The sequence below is a fragment of the Grimontia celer genome (genome assembly GCF_900055185.1).
Classification (GTDB): domain Bacteria; phylum Pseudomonadota; class Gammaproteobacteria; order Enterobacterales; family Vibrionaceae; genus Enterovibrio; species Enterovibrio celer.
In genome coordinates, this window is the sequence record NZ_FIZX01000002.1 from 577214 (window position 1) to 593447 (window position 16234).

13 protein-coding genes and 1 tRNA gene are annotated in these 16234 nt (G+C 48.2%); 9 read left to right on the top strand and 5 right to left on the bottom strand.

The features are described 5' to 3' along the window. Window positions 1-53 precede the first annotated feature (53 nt). Window positions 54-665, bottom strand: coding sequence for an SEL1-like repeat protein (locus GCE9029_RS12775; protein WP_062663631.1), 612 nt, complete (start codon window positions 663-665; stop codon window positions 54-56). A gap of 124 nt (window positions 666-789) precedes the next feature. Next, window positions 790-1458 (bottom strand): hypothetical protein, encoded by a 669-nt coding sequence (locus GCE9029_RS12780; protein ID WP_062663632.1) that lies wholly within the window; start codon window positions 1456-1458, stop codon window positions 790-792. A gap of 377 nt (window positions 1459-1835) precedes the next feature. Between GCE9029_RS12780 and GCE9029_RS12785 the strand changes: the two genes are divergently transcribed. From GCE9029_RS12785 to GCE9029_RS12810, 6 genes are all read left to right on the top strand, one after another. Next, window positions 1836-2807 carry a Gfo/Idh/MocA family protein gene (locus GCE9029_RS12785; RefSeq protein WP_062663633.1) on the top strand — a complete coding sequence of 324 codons (972 nt, stop codon included), beginning with the start codon at window positions 1836-1838 and terminating at the stop codon, window positions 2805-2807. A 164-nt stretch (window positions 2808-2971) separates the two neighbouring features. Next, a tRNA-Asn gene (locus GCE9029_RS12790) sits at window positions 2972-3047 on the top strand. 684 nt (window positions 3048-3731) lie between these two features. After that, window positions 3732-4472, top strand: coding sequence for a zinc uptake protein ZrgA (zrgA, locus tag GCE9029_RS12795; protein WP_062663634.1), 741 nt, complete (start codon window positions 3732-3734; stop codon window positions 4470-4472). Window positions 4473-4511: 39 nt separating this feature from the next. Next, on the top strand, window positions 4512-5204 hold the full coding sequence (locus GCE9029_RS12800; RefSeq protein WP_062663635.1) for an ABC transporter ATP-binding protein: 693 nt from the start codon (window positions 4512-4514) through the stop codon (window positions 5202-5204). After that, entirely contained in the window at window positions 5205-6461 is a 1257-nt protein-coding gene (locus tag GCE9029_RS12805) for an ABC transporter permease (protein ID WP_062663636.1), read from the top strand. Window positions 6462-6464: 3 nt separating this feature from the next. Beyond that, window positions 6465-6947 carry a DUF3299 domain-containing protein gene (locus GCE9029_RS12810; RefSeq protein ID WP_062663637.1) on the top strand — a complete coding sequence of 161 codons (483 nt, stop codon included), beginning with the start codon at window positions 6465-6467 and terminating at the stop codon, window positions 6945-6947. A gap of 53 nt (window positions 6948-7000) precedes the next feature. Here GCE9029_RS12810 and GCE9029_RS12815 read toward each other — a convergent pair whose 3' ends face one another. Continuing rightward, complete coding sequence (locus GCE9029_RS12815; protein WP_062663638.1) at window positions 7001-7882, bottom strand: LysR family transcriptional regulator; 882 nt, start codon at window positions 7880-7882, stop codon at window positions 7001-7003. A 109-nt stretch (window positions 7883-7991) separates the two neighbouring features. On the opposite strand from GCE9029_RS12815, the gene GCE9029_RS12820 reads away from it, so the two are divergent. After that, window positions 7992-9356, top strand: coding sequence for an MATE family efflux transporter (locus tag GCE9029_RS12820; protein WP_062665651.1), 1365 nt, complete (start codon window positions 7992-7994; stop codon window positions 9354-9356). A 56-nt stretch (window positions 9357-9412) separates the two neighbouring features. Here the strand turns inward: GCE9029_RS12820 and GCE9029_RS12825 are convergent, their stop codons facing one another. After that, entirely contained in the window at window positions 9413-12322 is a 2910-nt protein-coding gene (locus GCE9029_RS12825) for a methyl-accepting chemotaxis protein (RefSeq protein WP_062663639.1), read from the bottom strand. Window positions 12323-12405: 83 nt separating this feature from the next. After that, entirely contained in the window at window positions 12406-13968 is a 1563-nt protein-coding gene (locus tag GCE9029_RS12830) for an ABC transporter substrate-binding protein (RefSeq protein WP_062663640.1), read from the bottom strand. A 275-nt stretch (window positions 13969-14243) separates the two neighbouring features. Between GCE9029_RS12830 and GCE9029_RS12835 the strand changes: the two genes are divergently transcribed. Then, window positions 14244-14768 carry an NADPH-dependent FMN reductase gene (locus tag GCE9029_RS12835; protein ID WP_062663641.1) on the top strand — a complete coding sequence of 175 codons (525 nt, stop codon included), beginning with the start codon at window positions 14244-14246 and terminating at the stop codon, window positions 14766-14768. A 342-nt stretch (window positions 14769-15110) separates the two neighbouring features. Then, complete coding sequence (locus GCE9029_RS12840) at window positions 15111-16232, top strand: efflux RND transporter periplasmic adaptor subunit (protein ID WP_062663642.1); 1122 nt, start codon at window positions 15111-15113, stop codon at window positions 16230-16232. The last annotated feature ends 2 nt before the right edge of the window (window positions 16233-16234 follow it).

The following is a 16234-nucleotide window of genomic DNA, read 5'->3' on the forward strand; positions in this document are numbered from 1 at the left end:
TCTTGCTCATGATTTGTAGGAGCGTAACTGTAAAGTCATGCAAATATACTCTTTCAATCGAGCTGGCGTCTTTCAGAAAGGATGTTTGCGCCATTGTCCTGCGCTTTAGCGAGCCACTGGGCTGCAACCTCATTTTCGCCAATATCCAGTAATGCTGTTGAAAGGGCGAGTTGCGCCTGTATGTGGTCCTGTCGGGCGGCAAGGCTTAAGAAGTAGATGCCTTTCTCTACGTCTTTATCAGTAATAAAACCATTAAACAGCATTTGTCCCAGTGCATATTGTTCGACAGGGCTGTTACATAGCGCGAGATCCAACACCCATTTGAATTCGTCGTAATCAACGCCGGTTGCCAGTCGCTCGCTGTGGTAAATGCTGCTTTTTGTTAGAGCATCTTGCTGCGGCGATTCGTTACAGAAGTCAAGGTAAAGGGTAGATAGTTCAAAGACGGCGCTATCGTTTACCCCTCTGAGAAAGTACGGGGAGGCAGCACGGCAATTTTCAGTAGGGTATTGACCATTCTGGAGGTGTTGCCAACCCAGATAAAAATCGCTTTCCAAAAATGCTTCAGAATAATTTTCGAGCGTTGGACAGCTAGTGTTGGCGAATTCCGTTTCTTCAGAGCAAGCTGCAACTGTGACCAGCAGCGCGGGAAGTAACCACTTCATACTTCATTCCTTTTACAGCAATGGAATGAGTGTAAAAGGAGTGGCATATGGCTCGCTTTCCCATCATTGAGAAAAGGCCGATGAATTTGACCGCACATCGTGCGGTCAAATGGGGAGTTGCGTGTCAGTGTTTACAAAAAACATTGGAGTTCGCTTTGTGCGCAGCCTTATCTTTCACTGGTTTCATGGCAAACGCATAACGAAGAGAAGCGTAAAAGATGGTGACATATGCCATCAGCTCTGTGCCTTCTTCCGCGATATTTTTTGCGGCGCGGACATAACCTTCATCTAGCACTTCTCGCCAAAGCGAGCCCATGCCGAAGAGTCTTGAAAAGACCAACAACATAACAAGCCCCATGCACAAGAGCGCGAAGTTTCTGTGATTTACAAAGGCTGCAAATTGGTTGGCGGTTTCTGCCCTGTCAGTCAGCGAATAAATGATGGCGCTGGCAGCAACGATCGATGCTGGGTACACCCAGAAACCGTGGAAAACCAACTCATCAAAGAACATATCTAGTTCGCGGATGAGCATACAAAGGAAGAAGCCCATCACCAAAACACCAAAGCGCCTGAACGATGGATTGTGCTTCGCGATATATGCGTAACAAAGAATGGTCAAACATATAAGGAACTGTTCCATGTATTCGACCAGAGTGCCTTCCGAAGCGCCTGTTTTCAGCGTGTCGATATCTAACCTGATAACCAAAACCGGCAAGGAGACCAAGACAGCGAGAAATAAAAAGTGTGCAAAGGCGTTAAAGATGGCGGCTGTATTCTTACTGCGATGTGGCATCAGCGTCCTCTCAAACTGTGTTAATACTTTTCTCACCCTATAGTGACCGGATATCCGTGATATTTGTCACAACGAATTGTTAGTTCGTGTTCAAAGTTCCATTTTTATGAGAGGTGAATTCGGATGCAGGACTATACGTCATCAGATTGTCATGAGTTGTCTTATTCGTGATACTGCTAATACAAATTTCATTCCTGTTCTAACGAAAAGCTTGCGAGAATTTGGGGCCAATTTTTACCCCAATATTCACCCGGCCTCTGTCTCATTCTTATTGGTTCGGGTAACTGACTGAATCGTGTATCTTTAATGAATAGATATACCCAAACTGAATCCCGCATCATCAGATTGTTTGGGTGCAAGACATAGAGGGAAAAGCAATGCGCAATAAAACCGTTCGCTGGGGAATGATTGGCTGTGGCAACGTGACTGAGCGAAAAAGCGGCCCTGCTTTTTGGCAGGTCGATGGGTCATCACTGGAAGTGGTGATGGCTAGACGCGAAGAGCAGGCCAGAGATTATTCCGAGCGGCACAACGTTTCGCGATACACCACAGACGCCAATGCACTGATCAACGATGCTGATGTTGATGCCGTTTATGTTGCCACGCCGCCCGACAGTCATCTTGAATATGCATTAATGGCGGCGAAGGCGGGTAAGCCGTGTGTTGTTGAAAAGCCCATGGCACTGACGACAGAAGAATGTGACCAGATGTTGTCAGCATTTGAGAAAGCGCAAGTGCCTATTTTCGTGGCGTATTACCGCCGCTCTTTGCCAAGATTTGACGTAGTAAGAAATTGGATTGCTCAGGGTATGATTGGCGATGTTAGACACATCCATTGGACGTATCACCGCGCACCAAGTCCAGATGACATATCAGGTAAAGACAACTGGCGTGTAAACCGTGCTCTAGCTGGAGGAGGTTACTTTGTGGATCTCGCCAGCCATGGTTTGAACTTGTTTCAGCAGTGGTTTGGGAGCATTGTGGTTGCGAAAGGTATCAAGACCAATCAGCAAGGCTATTACGAAGCCGAGGATGCGGTAGCTGCAAGTCTGGCTTTTGAAAAAGGCGTGCTGGGTTCAGGGTATTGGAATTTTGGTGCAGCAAACCGTGAAGATCGTGTGGAGATTATTGGCAGTGAAGGGCGGATTGTTTGCTCAGTATTTGGTGAAGACGACTTTGAGCTTGATGGAAAAGAAAAAGCGACGGTAAATATCAAGAACCCTGATCCGGTGCAGTATTTCCATGTTGAGAACCTGGTTGCGCACTTGAATGGCGATAAAGAACATCCAAGCTCAGGGTTCGCTGGCAGAAATACAACATGGGCGATGGAACAAATTCTTAACGGCTAGGGTATGTTGACCTTTGGAATGTGGTGAGGAATCTGCTGATTTGAAAGGCGAATAGCTCATGATTTAGTCACTTGAGACTAAATTCGACCTGAAACACAAATTAGTGCTTGCAAGGCTTGGGCGGTTTCCATAATATTCACCTCGTTCTCAGGAACACAGACTATTCCCCCTTAGTTCAGTCGGTAGAACGGCGGACTGTTAATCCGTATGTCGCTGGTTCAAGTCCAGCAGGGGGAGCCAAATTTAAAGCCTCGTCAAAAGACGGGGCTTTTTTCGTTTACTTCTTTAGGAATGGATGAAACTGTCGAGACGGTCGCTTCGCGATATGTCGCTGACCTAGGCGGCCCCGTCACAAGTCCAGCAGGGGGAGCCAAACCTGCGCGGCCCGATTTAAAGCCTCGTCGGAAGACGGGGCTTTTTTCGTTTACCCCCTTGATAAACAGAATCTTTTCGGTCTGGCGATTCTATAACCGCCAACTCTCAACAGCTCCATTTCAAGAACCTACATTCGTTAAATTTCAGCAGATTATTTCAATAAATCCGTTCAAATTGGTGAGAACGTAATGTTATATTATAACATTATTGCTCAAGGCTCTTGATGGATCATGTTGTTACCCTTCCGCAAATTGCTCCCTTTACTGTTAGCTGTACTTCTCGGCTGGCAGGGTTTTGCGGTTGCGCACCATAAGGGCGAACATCACCACGAGCACAAAGTCGATCATGAATGCACGCTTTGTATTCTCGGTATGCCAGTCATTGAAGTCGATGTTGTTGACTCCCCCTTAAACAACATACTGACTTTCACAGAACCTACCCTTTGGCTTTCGTCTCTGTCGACAGCACATATCGCCCAAAATGCGCGTTCCCCGCCAAAGTTAAACTTTTCAATCATCTACATTTTAAAAACTAATCTTTGGAGAAATTATGCGTACTAAACATTTGTTTGCACTGAGTGCGATTGCTTTGGGTGTGACGTCGGCAGCGTCTGCAGAAAACCATGAATTCCGTCAGCATGACGCTCACCAACATGGTGTTGTTGAGTGGCATATTGCGCAAGATGGCGACGAGCTTCTTGCAGAAATCACTGCACCTGGTAGCGATGTAGTGGGTTTCGAGCACGCGCCAGAAAATGCAGAGCAAAAAGCTGCGATTGAAAAAGCGGTCGCTGCACTGGCAAAACCGGGCGCTTTGTTTGCAATCAATGCAGAAGCTGGCTGTGAACTGGAAGCCCAGCAGGTAAGTCATACGCTAGGTGAAGATGACCACGACGACCATGGTCATGGACATCACGACGGCCATGACCACGATAAGCATGATGACCACCATGGTCATGATCACGATGACCACGACCATGACAAGCATGACGATCATCATGATGAGCACAAAGGCCATGACCATCACGATGATCATGATCACCATGACGAACACAAAGGGCACGATCATCATGAAGACCATGACCACGGACATGACCACAAGAAAGCGCAACATGGCGAGTTCTCAGCACAATATACCTTCCACTGTAAAGAGCCAGCCAAGATTCAATCTATTACAACGGATTGGTTCACGGCATTTGGTAACACTGAGAAAATCAGTGTTCAGGCTGTGACTGATAAAGGTGTAGCGGCCGCAGAACTGCTGCCATCGTCTACGACGTTCCGTTTTTAAATTTTCAGGCCCCTTCGGGGGCCTTTTGGTTGTAATTCTATGTTATTGATTAAAGACCTCCGTTTCAGGTGGCCAGGCCAAGAACAATGGCAGATTGATATTCCAGATTTTTCTCTCGAAGCCAAAGAGCGCGTTTTTCTCAAAGGCGCCAGTGGGTGTGGTAAGTCCACCTTACTGGGTCTGATTGCTGGTATTAATACCGCTGATCAAGGTTCGTTGCATATTCAGGGGACGGACTTAACCGCTCTGAAAGGTGCTAAACGCGATGCTTTTCGTGCGGATCATCTTGGCTATATTTTCCAGCAATTCAATTTGCTTCCCTACCTCTCTGTGATTGATAACGTGACTCTGCCTTGTCGTTTTTCTAAAGCGCGCAAAGAAAAGGCAGGGGAGAACTTACAGCAAGAAGCGGAGCGATTACTCCGTGCGCTGGCATTGCCAGAGAATTGCCTCAATAAACCGGTAACCGAGCTCAGTATTGGTCAGCAACAACGTGTGGCTGCAGCGCGAGCATTGATTGGTAAGCCTGCATTGCTTTTAGCTGATGAACCGACTTCCGCTCTGGATGCGGATACGCGTAATGCGTTTATCTCCCTTTTGATGAATGAGTGTGAGAACGCCGGTTCCAGCCTGTTGTTTGTTTCTCACGACAGTTCACTTGAATCGCACTTTGATCGTTCAATTTCCCTGCCGGAACTCAACCGTGCGGCAATACCAACGGAGGTGCTCTAAATGGCTATCCTCCGATTAGCACTTCAAAGCCTTCGTAACCGCAAAGCGACGGCGCTTCTGACCATTTTTACCGTGGCAGTTTCAGTGGCCTTGTTGATTGGTGTGGAGCGCGTAAGAACACAAGCAAAAGAGAGTTTTGCCAACACCATTTCAGGTACTGACCTGATTGTTGGCGCGCGTTCTGGGCAAGTGAATCTGCTGCTTTACTCTGTGTTCCGCATCGGCAACGCGACGAATAACATCGATTGGAAAAGCGTTGAAGATGTTAAAAATCACCCTTCTGTAGCCTGGTCTATCCCGATTTCGCTGGGCGACTCTCACCGTGGATTCCGTGTTGTCGGTACAACAGACGACTACTTCAAATACTATCGTTACGGCCAAAAACAGCTGTTATCTTTCAAAGAAGGTAAGCCGTTTGATGGATTGTTTGATACGGTCATTGGTTCAGAAGTGGCCAAGAAGCTTGGCTACCAGCTGGGTGATGAAATCGTCATTGCTCACGGTTTGGCTGATAAAAGTTTTGCCCGACACGATAACCTTCCATTTAAGGTCACTGGCATCCTAGCGCCAACCGGCACACCGGTGGATCGCAGCGTGCATGTGTCGCTACCTGCTATCGAAGCCATTCACATTGGTTGGGAAAGCGGCGCTCGAATGGGGCCGGGTGTAAAACCTGAGGATATCGATCCAGACTCGCTGCAGCCAGAGCAAATTACAGCGGTGTTGCTCGGGCTGAAAAGCCGCATTCAGACATTTGCTTTGCAACGAACCATTAATGAATATAAACAAGAACCGCTGACGGCAATTATGCCGGGTATCGCGCTGCATGAGCTGTGGGGCATGATGTCGGTAGCTGAACAAGCTTTGCTGGTGGTGTCCGGATTTGTGGTGGTTGCAGGCTTGATGGGGATGCTCTCAAGTCTGTTGACCAGCCTGAACGAGCGCCGTCGTGAAATGGCAATACTGCGGGGAATGGGCGCAAGACCTGCGCATATCTTCTTCCTGCTTATCAGCGAAGCTTTGTTTCTCACTCTGCTGGGAATCATTGCTGGGGTGACAGTGCTGCTAATTATGATTAATCTGGCTGCTCCTTTTGTGTTGAGCCAATATGGATTGCAACTTTCCGCGGCATTTTTGAGTCAACATGAATGGATGCTGCTTGGCATTGTTCTGGTAGCAGGTTTTCTGGTTGGTGTGTTGCCTGCGCTTCGAGCGTATCGCCAATCTTTGTCAGACGGCATGACGATACGGATATAGATAATGAAAAAATGGTTATTAGTTTTAACCGCTTGCCTGCCAATGATTGCGCAGGCTGATGAGGCGCTGAAACTGGATTGGTTAGATTTGATCCCTGAGTCTGAGCGTAATCAGTTCAACGATCGCGGAATGCCGATGATTGACCACTCCAACGAAGCGCCATTGCAAAACTTGGTCGGCAATGTCCGTCCTGAGCTCAACAACAGCCAAGTGAAAATTCCGGGCTTTGTGATTCCGCTTGAAGGCGACGCCAACAAAGTGACCGAGTTTTTGTTGGTTCCTTTCTTTGGCGCTTGTATCCACGTACCGCCACCGCCACCAAATCAAATCGTCTATGTGAAGTTTGAAGAAGGTGCGCCGGTACAGGAACTTTGGGATGTGGTGTACGTGGTTGGTCAACTGAAAACACAGACAGTGAGCCACGACATTGCCCAAGCAGGTTACCTGCTCGAGGGTTCAGCGATTGAACCGTATGACGATGAATAAAGCCTGAGCTAAAGGATTAAGTGAGAGCCCGCAAATAGCGGGCTTTTTTGCGCTTATTGGTTATGGAACAAAGTGTTCAGGGTGGTATCAATCCAAATCATCACCTTGTCCCACCCTCTGGCTTTACGTTTGATGGCGCTAAGAGTGAGCAAAGGCGGACTTGATAACTCTGCCGTTGAAAGTTCTTTCACCGAGCCCTCCATCCATTCATGGGTGACGATATGTTCAGGAACAAAGGCCCAGCCGAGATTTCGCGTGATCAGGTTTGAAATGTAGTAATAGCTGTCAACGTGCCAGTAGCGGGGAGAAAGCGGCTCTTCTTGCGAATAGCCGAGTCGATCTCGAATCGCGAGTTGGCGATATTTTACCAAGTCATCCTCGTGAGGATGTTCAATAAGGGCAAGAGGGTGGTCATGACCAGTGATCAGGCACTGCTTCACGGTTTCAATGTCATACCAATCTAAAGATTCCGAAAGCGGCTTTACGCGGAAAATAAATCCAATATCTGCCCGACCTTCATTAACCCAGGTGGCAATGTCGTCCTGAGAGCCATTGAGAATGGTGAGTTTGAGCTCAGGGAACGCTTCCGCAAGCCGTTCAAATAGGATTTCAAACGTCTGGATGGGCACTGCTTCATCCATAGCGACATTGAACGCGACTGGCTCACCACCGGTTACCGCCATAGCACGTGAATTCATTCGGTGGCATTGCTGTAAAATCGCCTTGGCATCGATCAGCATTTCTTTTCCCGCTTCTGTCAGCACGGGTAGTTTGGCGCTGCGATCAAAAAGCTCAAACCCAAGATCAATTTCGAGATTAGCGATTGCTGTGCTGACGCGGGATTGCGCCTTCCCGAGCTTTCTCGCCGCCGCTGAAAATGAGCCGGTTTCTGCCGCTTCTACAAACGCTTTGAGTTGTTCCAATGTCCATTGCATGAGCAGTTCTCGTTTTGACCTATCCGTTTTTCGGATTAATTGTAACTTTAATCTATAGCTATACAACGGGAAAATCCCCTTGTTCATTTCCATTTTTAGCTTTTCTTTTATGCTTGTAACAGATCTCAACCAAGGTGATTCCATCACCAAAACTTTCTGGCGATTCACCATTCCTGCCATAGCAGCAATGATCGTCAACGGTCTCTATCAGTTGGTGGACGGTATATTTGTCGGCCACTACATCGGTGCGGAAGGCCTTGAAGCCATTAACATTGCCTGGCCTGTGATTGCCGTAGTAGGTGGCCTTGGCTTAATGATTGGCATGGGGGCAGGCAGTCTGGTTTCCATTTACCGGGGAGAGGAAAACCTGGGTAAAGCCCGCAGTGCAATGGCAACAGGATTAGCGTTAACTATTGTGCTGGGTGCTCTGGCGTCCCTGTATTTGATCTTGTTCGGCAATAACTTGGTCAATCTACAAGGCGCAACGGGTCTGGCTTACGGCTATGCCAACAACTATTTGGACGTGTTCAAGTATGGCGCAGTGGCAACCGTCGCTGCAGGCGCCTTGCCGTTCTTGATCCGAAATGATGATAGCCCTTTCGTTGCCACATCCATGATGGTGGTGGGTGCGTTGACCAATATCGTGTTGGACTACCTCTTCATTGGTGTATTGGGATGGGGTCTGAAAGGTGCTGCTGTCGCGACTGTGTTAGCACAATTAGTCAGTGTGGCGATGGGACTGATTTATCTCTGCTCTTCACGCTCATTTCTGGCCATCTTTCGTCATCCACTCAAGCTGAGTCTGTCCGATGCGGGACAAAGTCTGGTGCTTGGCTGCTCGTCGTTAGTGATGTTCATGTATTACGGCGTGCTGGTGGGTTTCCATAACCGTCTGTTTGCTGAATACGGTACGCCTGTGAGTGTGGCAGCGTTTGCAGTCGTGGGCTACTTGATGACGCTTTACTATGTGGTTGCCGAAGGTATCGCAGAAGGTATGCAGCCGCAGGTGAGCTTCTATCACGGTGCGCAGTCTTACTCGAAGATAGTGAAGGTCGCGAAACTGGCCACTATGGTGTCGCTGGCTGCGGGTTTTATTTGGCTGGCAGTACTGAACCTGTTCCCGGACTTTGTCATTGGCATGTTTAACAGTGGCAACGAGGCTTTGCTGAAGGAAGCAACTGTGGGGATCAGGCTGCACCTTTCGGCAATGTATCTGGATGGTTTGATCATTCTTGCGTCCATGTATTTTTTGTCTGTCGGCAAAGGTGGAAAATCTTTGAGCATCTCGGTCGCCAACATGCTGGTGCAGTTCCCATTCCTTTATACTTTGCCAAAGTTTTATGGCGTGGAAGGTGTTTGGCTGGCAATGCCCATTTCGAATGTGGTGCTGGCTTCAGTGGTGATTCCAGTGATGTGGCATGACATTCTGAAGCAGCGAAACAAGCAGCCGGAATTGCGTCCTGCCATCGCTTAAGGCCAATAGACTGGCCAACAAAAAAGAAGGGGAGCATTTGCTCCCCTAAATGTTGCTTAAAACTCGTCCCATTCTATTTCGTCGTCATCGTCGACTTTTGGTTTGGGCTTCGCTTTTGTTTTTTTAGGTAAGACGGCTTTCTTGCGCGTCTTGTTGAACTTGGGTGTTTTTACGGGCTCCTTGTTTTCTTCAATGGTGAAGAATTCCATCATGGTGCTCATGTCTTGAGCTTGTGAGAGCATGCTCTCACCAGCCGTTGCAGCTTCTTCAACCAAAGCCGCATTTTGCTGAGTCATGGTGTCCATGCGGGAAATAGCAATGTTAACCTGCTCAATCCCTGAACTCTGGTTTTGGGCGGCTTCGCTGATTTCAGACATTTTGCTTCCCACTTCTTCTACCATGCTGAGAATCTCTTGCAGGGTATCACCGGACTCACTGACCAAGATTGCGCCATCCTCAACCTTCTTGTTGGTATCACGGATCAAGTCTTTAATCTCTTTTGCCGCCCCTGCGGAGCGTTGAGCCAAGCTTCTCACTTCACCTGCAACAACAGCAAAACCACGTCCTTGCTCACCGGCACGCGCGGCTTCTACCGCAGCATTCAAAGCAAGAAGATTGGTCTGGAAGGCGATTTCATCGATGACGCCAATAATGTCGGAAATCTTGTTACTCGCGCCGCTGATTTGATCCATCGCGGTGATAGTACGCATGACGACATGGCCACCTTCTCGGGCTTTGTCCACCGCTTCATCGCTGAGTTTGTTTGCAGATACGGCATTTTCAGCGCTTTGTTTGACGGTATCCGTCATGGTGTCCATGCTGGCCGCGGTTTCTTGCAACGAGGTTGCTTGATCTTCCGTGCGTTGGCTGAGATCCCGGTTGCCAGAGGCAATCTCGTTCGAAGAGTTAGAGATTGTTGAGGCGGCATGTCGGATATTACCGATGACCTGTGTCAGCCGCTCAATCGTTGAGTTCGCGTCAATCTTGAGCTGCGCAAAACGACCGTGATAATCCTTGTCGATACGCTCTGTCAGGTCACCGCGTGCCATGGCACCAAGAATGCGTTGCATGTCGGCTAACGCCGCGTCTGTGTTCGTGGTTAAGCCGTTTAAGCCTTTCACCAGATTTTTATGGAAGCCGCGTTTGCCTTCGAGCGACAGCTGAATGGAGAAGTCGCCGCGGGACGCAGCATCGACCATTTGGTCAATTTCACGCTCAATCGCGACTTCTGCTGTTCTGTCTTTCCATTCGATAACGGTACCAATTCGTTCTCCGTTTTCATCAAGAATAGGGTTGGCAGAAATGGCCATTGTGCGGTCGCCAACCATGAGCTCTGTTTTGTAAACATCCTCAAGGTGATCGAGAATACGTCGCTGATGCGAAGGGTTTTTGTGGAAGAAATCAATATTATGACCCATGACATTCTCTGGGTTGAACTGCGGTATCACAGTGGCGAAATCTTCCCGGGCATCGGTAAGCATTTTCGTTGCGGCGCTATTGATGTAGATAATGTTGTAATCGCGGTCAGCAATCATGGTATTGGTGGAAACGTTATCCAACGCTTGTCGCACCCGGGCATTCTCTTCGGCTTTTTCCTGCGCTTCGCATTCCAGTTTCGCTTTGGCGCGCTCTGAATGTTCAACGTTTTCCAGTGAAGTATTTGTCGCCTGCTTGATAACCAGTAGGTCGCCCTTAAGGTCTGAATCGATGCGGTTGCTGAAGTCACCTTCTGCCAAACCTTCCATCACTTTCTTAATGTCTTCAACCGCGCTTTGAGTGCTGTCCATCAAGGTGTTAAAGGCCACAGCAGACTGGCCAATTTCGTCGCGGCTCGTCACATCGACGCGGGTAGAAAAATCCCCCGTGACAGCTACGTTTTCAAGGCTGTGAGTCAGTTTTAGAATTGGCTGAGTCAGCGAGCGTGTGACTAACATGGCGATCGTGGTGATAACAGCAACGCCTGCCAGCAAAATAAAGCCAATGAGCCACTTCAGCGCGTCTACCTCGCTAAACGCTTCAGCGCGGTCTATTTCTGCAACCAGTGCCCATGTGGTATCACCGAACTTGATGGGGGAGTATGCCGTAAGTACCGGCACACCACGGTAATCGAGAGCGACTTCGAAATTGGTTTCGCCCTCCAGCGTTTTTTCAGTGATGTCCGTTTTTACGCTGCCATTTGCCGGGTCAGCAAAGGAAGCGACAACAGAGTGGCTTTGATCCGCAAGGTAAGAATCTGAACGCATCAGGAAATCAGGGCCAACCAGGAAAGTTTCGCCAGTTTCGCCCATCCCGGTGCGTTGCAGCATGATTTGGTTGATCTCATCAATCGACAACTGAAGCACCGCAACGGCCAGTGTATTACCGCCTAAGTCTGTAATAGGGCTACCAACAAACGCTACAGGTTGATTATTTTTTACTTCGTAGCGTTCATAGTCCTGGACGGCTATCGCATTGGTGCTGATAACCTGGCGGTATAAGGTGGCGAGCGGGCTATCCCTGTATTCACCAGAAGCCAAATTTGCACCAAGATCTTTGTCCCTGCGGGCGGAAAAGATTACATGGCCTGTGTCCGCCTGAATGATGTAAACGTCTGAGTAGCCGTAAACATTCACAAAGTCGTTGAGGGTTTTGCCGCTGGCTTGCCAGATTTCCTCGTATTCGTAGGTGTCGGTCAGAAACTCTTCGTCGGCCTCAATTTCTTCATCGACAGCGTAGAAAGAGAGCTGCTTCTGGATTAGTTTGGTGTCTTCACTACCAGCAAGGATACGGATGTCCTTCATCGCCCGGTCTAGGTAGGACTCGATTTGGGTTTTCTTGACTTCCCGCATACTGACAAGCTGAGCAAAGGCCTGTTTATGCAGCGCATCGCTGGATTTTACCAGCGCTAGATAACCCACCACCAAAATGGGCAAAACGCCAATAAAGAGGAAGATAAGCAAGAGTTTGATCTTTAGCTTTCCGAACATCTGACACCCTTTTATTGTCGAACGGGAAGCTTCTGTGAAGAAGCTTCCCTACTATTGCGAAAGTGCAACTGGCGGATTACGCGTTAGCGCACCGACCAGTGAGATGGCGAAACCTCAATTTCCCAAAGAGGCATGTTGGCCATCCGGTAAGGGGTGTATGTCACTTCCTTGTTCACCGCCAACACCTTGTTAGGTGTAGGTACAAACAGCATGTATCCGCTGTTATAAACATGATTCATGATTTTTTCGGTCACCTGATCAAAAGCAGGTGTGCCGACAGATTCCCTGAACATTTCTTCGATGTATCCGTCCAGCTTGCTGTCAGGGAAGATGGTGCTCCAGTAATTGTGTGTGCGGTAGACGAGGAATGCAGACCAAGGGTGGTTGTAGTACCAATCGTCATCGCCCCACACCAGCAAATCCCATTCTTTGGTGTTCTTTCTGGCATTGGTTGAAAGCAGTTGGCTGAAGACATCTTTTTCGCTAGATGTAATATCGAAATTCAACTTCACGCCGACTTTACGCAGATCGCGGTCTATCCCTTTCCAGAGGTACATAAAGCGATCTTGGGTATAAACATTCAGCTCCAACCCATCGAGCTTGGCTTTTAGATCATCACGAATCGCTTTCGGATCCTGCACTTCGGAATAAGCTTTCAGATTTCTGACGACTTTATCGACGCCGGGGTAGAGCGGGGCTGCCAGTGTTGGCTTTATTTGACCCTCGCCTTGGTAGTATTTGTTCAGTAGCCTGCGTTGGTCGATAGCTTTGTTCAGCGCGACGCGGACTTCTTCATCCATCAAGCGCTCGTTACCATTTCGAAGGTTCATGTGAATGGCAATGTTATCTGTTGATGGAGCGGTCACCAGCTTCGAATACCGCGAACTGACAATGCGGTCTTTCTCTGAAACCGGGATGGGCATAATGTCTAACTGACCTTCTTTATCAGCTGCCATCTCTAAGGCCACTTTGCTGTCGAGCTCGGTATAAACGGTCACGGTTTCAATTTTTGGGTATTCGGGATTCCAGTAATTTGGGTTGGCAACCAATACCGCTTTAGGTGTTTGGCGATCCCCTTCGATATAACCTTCTTTCAGAATGTAAGGCCCCAAGCCGTATGGTCCGGGCTCAGCGAGGTTGGGGCAGGTTGGTTTGCCGTTCCAGCCGTATTTTTCTAGGTAAGGCTGGGTGTAGAACTGGATCCAAATGGCGTCATTCAAGAACTGGCCATATTTCTCAGTCAGGTGGAAACGTACCGTGTAATCATCAACTTTCTCTGCACGGTCAAAAACGCTATCAATTTTGGTAAAGAGGAATGGTTCTTTTTTGAAATATTCCATGTTCATAATGACGGCATCCGCATTAAACGGGCTACCATCCTGGAATTTCACACCTTGGCGAAGATCGAATTCATAGGTTTTGTCATCGATTTTTCGGTGCGCTACCGCCATATCGTATTCCCAGCCTTTGTCGTTATTTGCCGGACGAAGCAAGGCGGCATTAATAGAGTGGGAAATATAGATATAAGGGAGGCTCGGAATAAAAACCTTCAGGTGAGAGTTAGGGACAGGCTTGGCCCAAATGGCCATAGGAGCGAAAAGAACAAAAATTAAAACACCTTTTAACAACGCTTTGACTGTCTTCATTTCAACTACCTTGGCGTTCAAAAGTTAACAAATGGGCCGAGTAGACCTGCAGCTAATAATTGATTTGATAATCAAAAGTGTAGTTAAGCTTTGACTTAATTTAGAAGCATATGTCTCAATAATTCTCACTATTATGAATAACCTTATGAAAATCATGAATTAATAGTGATTTTTAACTTTACACATAGGCATTGACTTTATTTGCTGAGACTTAGAGAGTAGAAGCATCAGAAATGACTAAATTAGTCAGGATTTATTAGAACAAGGAGAAGGTTATGAAAGTGCTTGCTTTCGCAGCGTCAAACAGCAAAACGTCGATCAACAAACAACTTGTGACTTACGCAGTAAGTCTGCTGGCAGATGCTGAAACCGAAGTGTTGGATCTGAATGATTATGAAATGCCACTTTTCAGCGTGGATGTTGAACAAGAACTTGGAAGCCCTGAAAAAGCGCAACAATTCTTTGCCAAAATCGGTGAAGTTGATGCGGTAGTGGTGTCTTTCGCAGAACATAATGGCTCTTATTCTGCGGCTTACAAAAACCTGTTTGATTGGGCTTCCCGCATTAATCAGAAAGTGTTCCAAGGCAAGAAGATGGTGCTGCTTTCAACGTCACCGGGTCCAGGCGGCGCGAAGAATGTGTTGGCGTCTGCAACCACCTCAATTCCTCATTTCAATGGCGATGTCAAAGCCACGCTTTCTGTGCCGTCGTTCTACGATAATTTCGATGTAGAAACAGGCAAATTGAGCGATGAATCTCTCGATGCTCAGCTGGTAGAAGCCATGGCACAATTACGCTAGAAATAGCGCTTTTGAGTGGAAGGTCAACAATTGTTACGTTGTTGGCCTTTTTTTGTTTCTTACGTGTTGATTCCTTTCTCTAAATTTTTGCTCTGAGTCGATGTTTACTGGGCTCGTACAGGTTCCCGTAAGGAACCACTGGCATAATCAAAGCGGCATGGCCGCTGAGCGGCAAAAAGTGGCAAATTTACGGACAGTTATTCTCAACTGCACCCACCCTTTCCACGAAAAACAATCAAGTCCCGTCGAGCTATGCCAGCCCGGTGCTTTTGCATCATATCCATTATTTTTGCTCGGCTTATTTAGGGTCTGTTGACCTTTGGTTGAGGGAAGGAGAAAAAAATGATTAAACGGAAGTTGTTACTTCCTGCGCTGATTAGCGCAACGCTTCTGGCCGGTTGTGGTGGTCAGGATGCGCAACAGAAGAATGCGTTCACGCCACTGGTTGCTGTTGAATCAGCGGCGTTCATTGATTACCAGCCTCAGAAAAGCTTTGTCGGTCGCACCGAAGCGTTGGAAGACGTCGGCATTGTTCCTCAGGTTTCCGGTTACCTGAAGTCCCGTTATTTTAACGAAGGCGAAATGGTGAATACCGGCCAACTTCTTTATCAAATCGACCCTTCCCTCTACGAAGCAAAAGTCGCGAGTGCAAAAGCCTCAGTAGCACAGGCTAAAGCAGGCGTAACCAATGCCAACCTCGACCACGATCGCGGAAAGGACCTTCTGCCGCGTGGCGGTATTAGCCAATCTGAATTCGACCGATTAACTGCTGTGAAACTGCAGGCGGAAGCGGCGCTGAAATCAGCAGAAGCACAGCTTCAAGCGGCGGAAACTGACCTTTCCCACACCACGATTCGTGCGCCGTTTACCGGCCGCATCAGTGAAAGCCGTGCAAGTATCGGTGATCTGGTATCGCCTTCAACGGGCGTTCTGACCACCATCGTCAGCCTTGACCCAATGCAAGCTTCTTTCTCGATGAGTGAAAAAGATCGCCTGCAATCTGGTGCTGACCGAATGTCAGGTCTTGGCAAAGGTCGCAGTGGTGATGTGGAAGTCTGGCTGAAACTCGGCAAAGGCTTCGACTATGAGCACGCTGGCCAACTTGACTACCTTGGCAACCGTATCGACACCCAAACCGGTACCATTGCACTTCGTGCCAAATTTCCTAACCCAGAGCACCGCCTGTTGCCAGGTCAGTACGTGGAAGTGATTGTGAAAGACAAGAACACCACGCCGACACTGGTTATCCCACGTTTGTCAGTACAAACTGACCTTGAAGGCGATTTCGTGATGGTGCTGAAAGAAGGCAACATTGTTGAGCGCCGCAACGTCGAATTGGGCCCTCAAACCGAGCAGGGTGTGATTATCCGCGAAGGTCTGAGCAATGGTGAGCAAGTGCTAACCAAAGGTCTGCAACGCGTGCGCAATGGCATGACTGTTCGCCTTGAAGGGCAAGGGGCGTAACC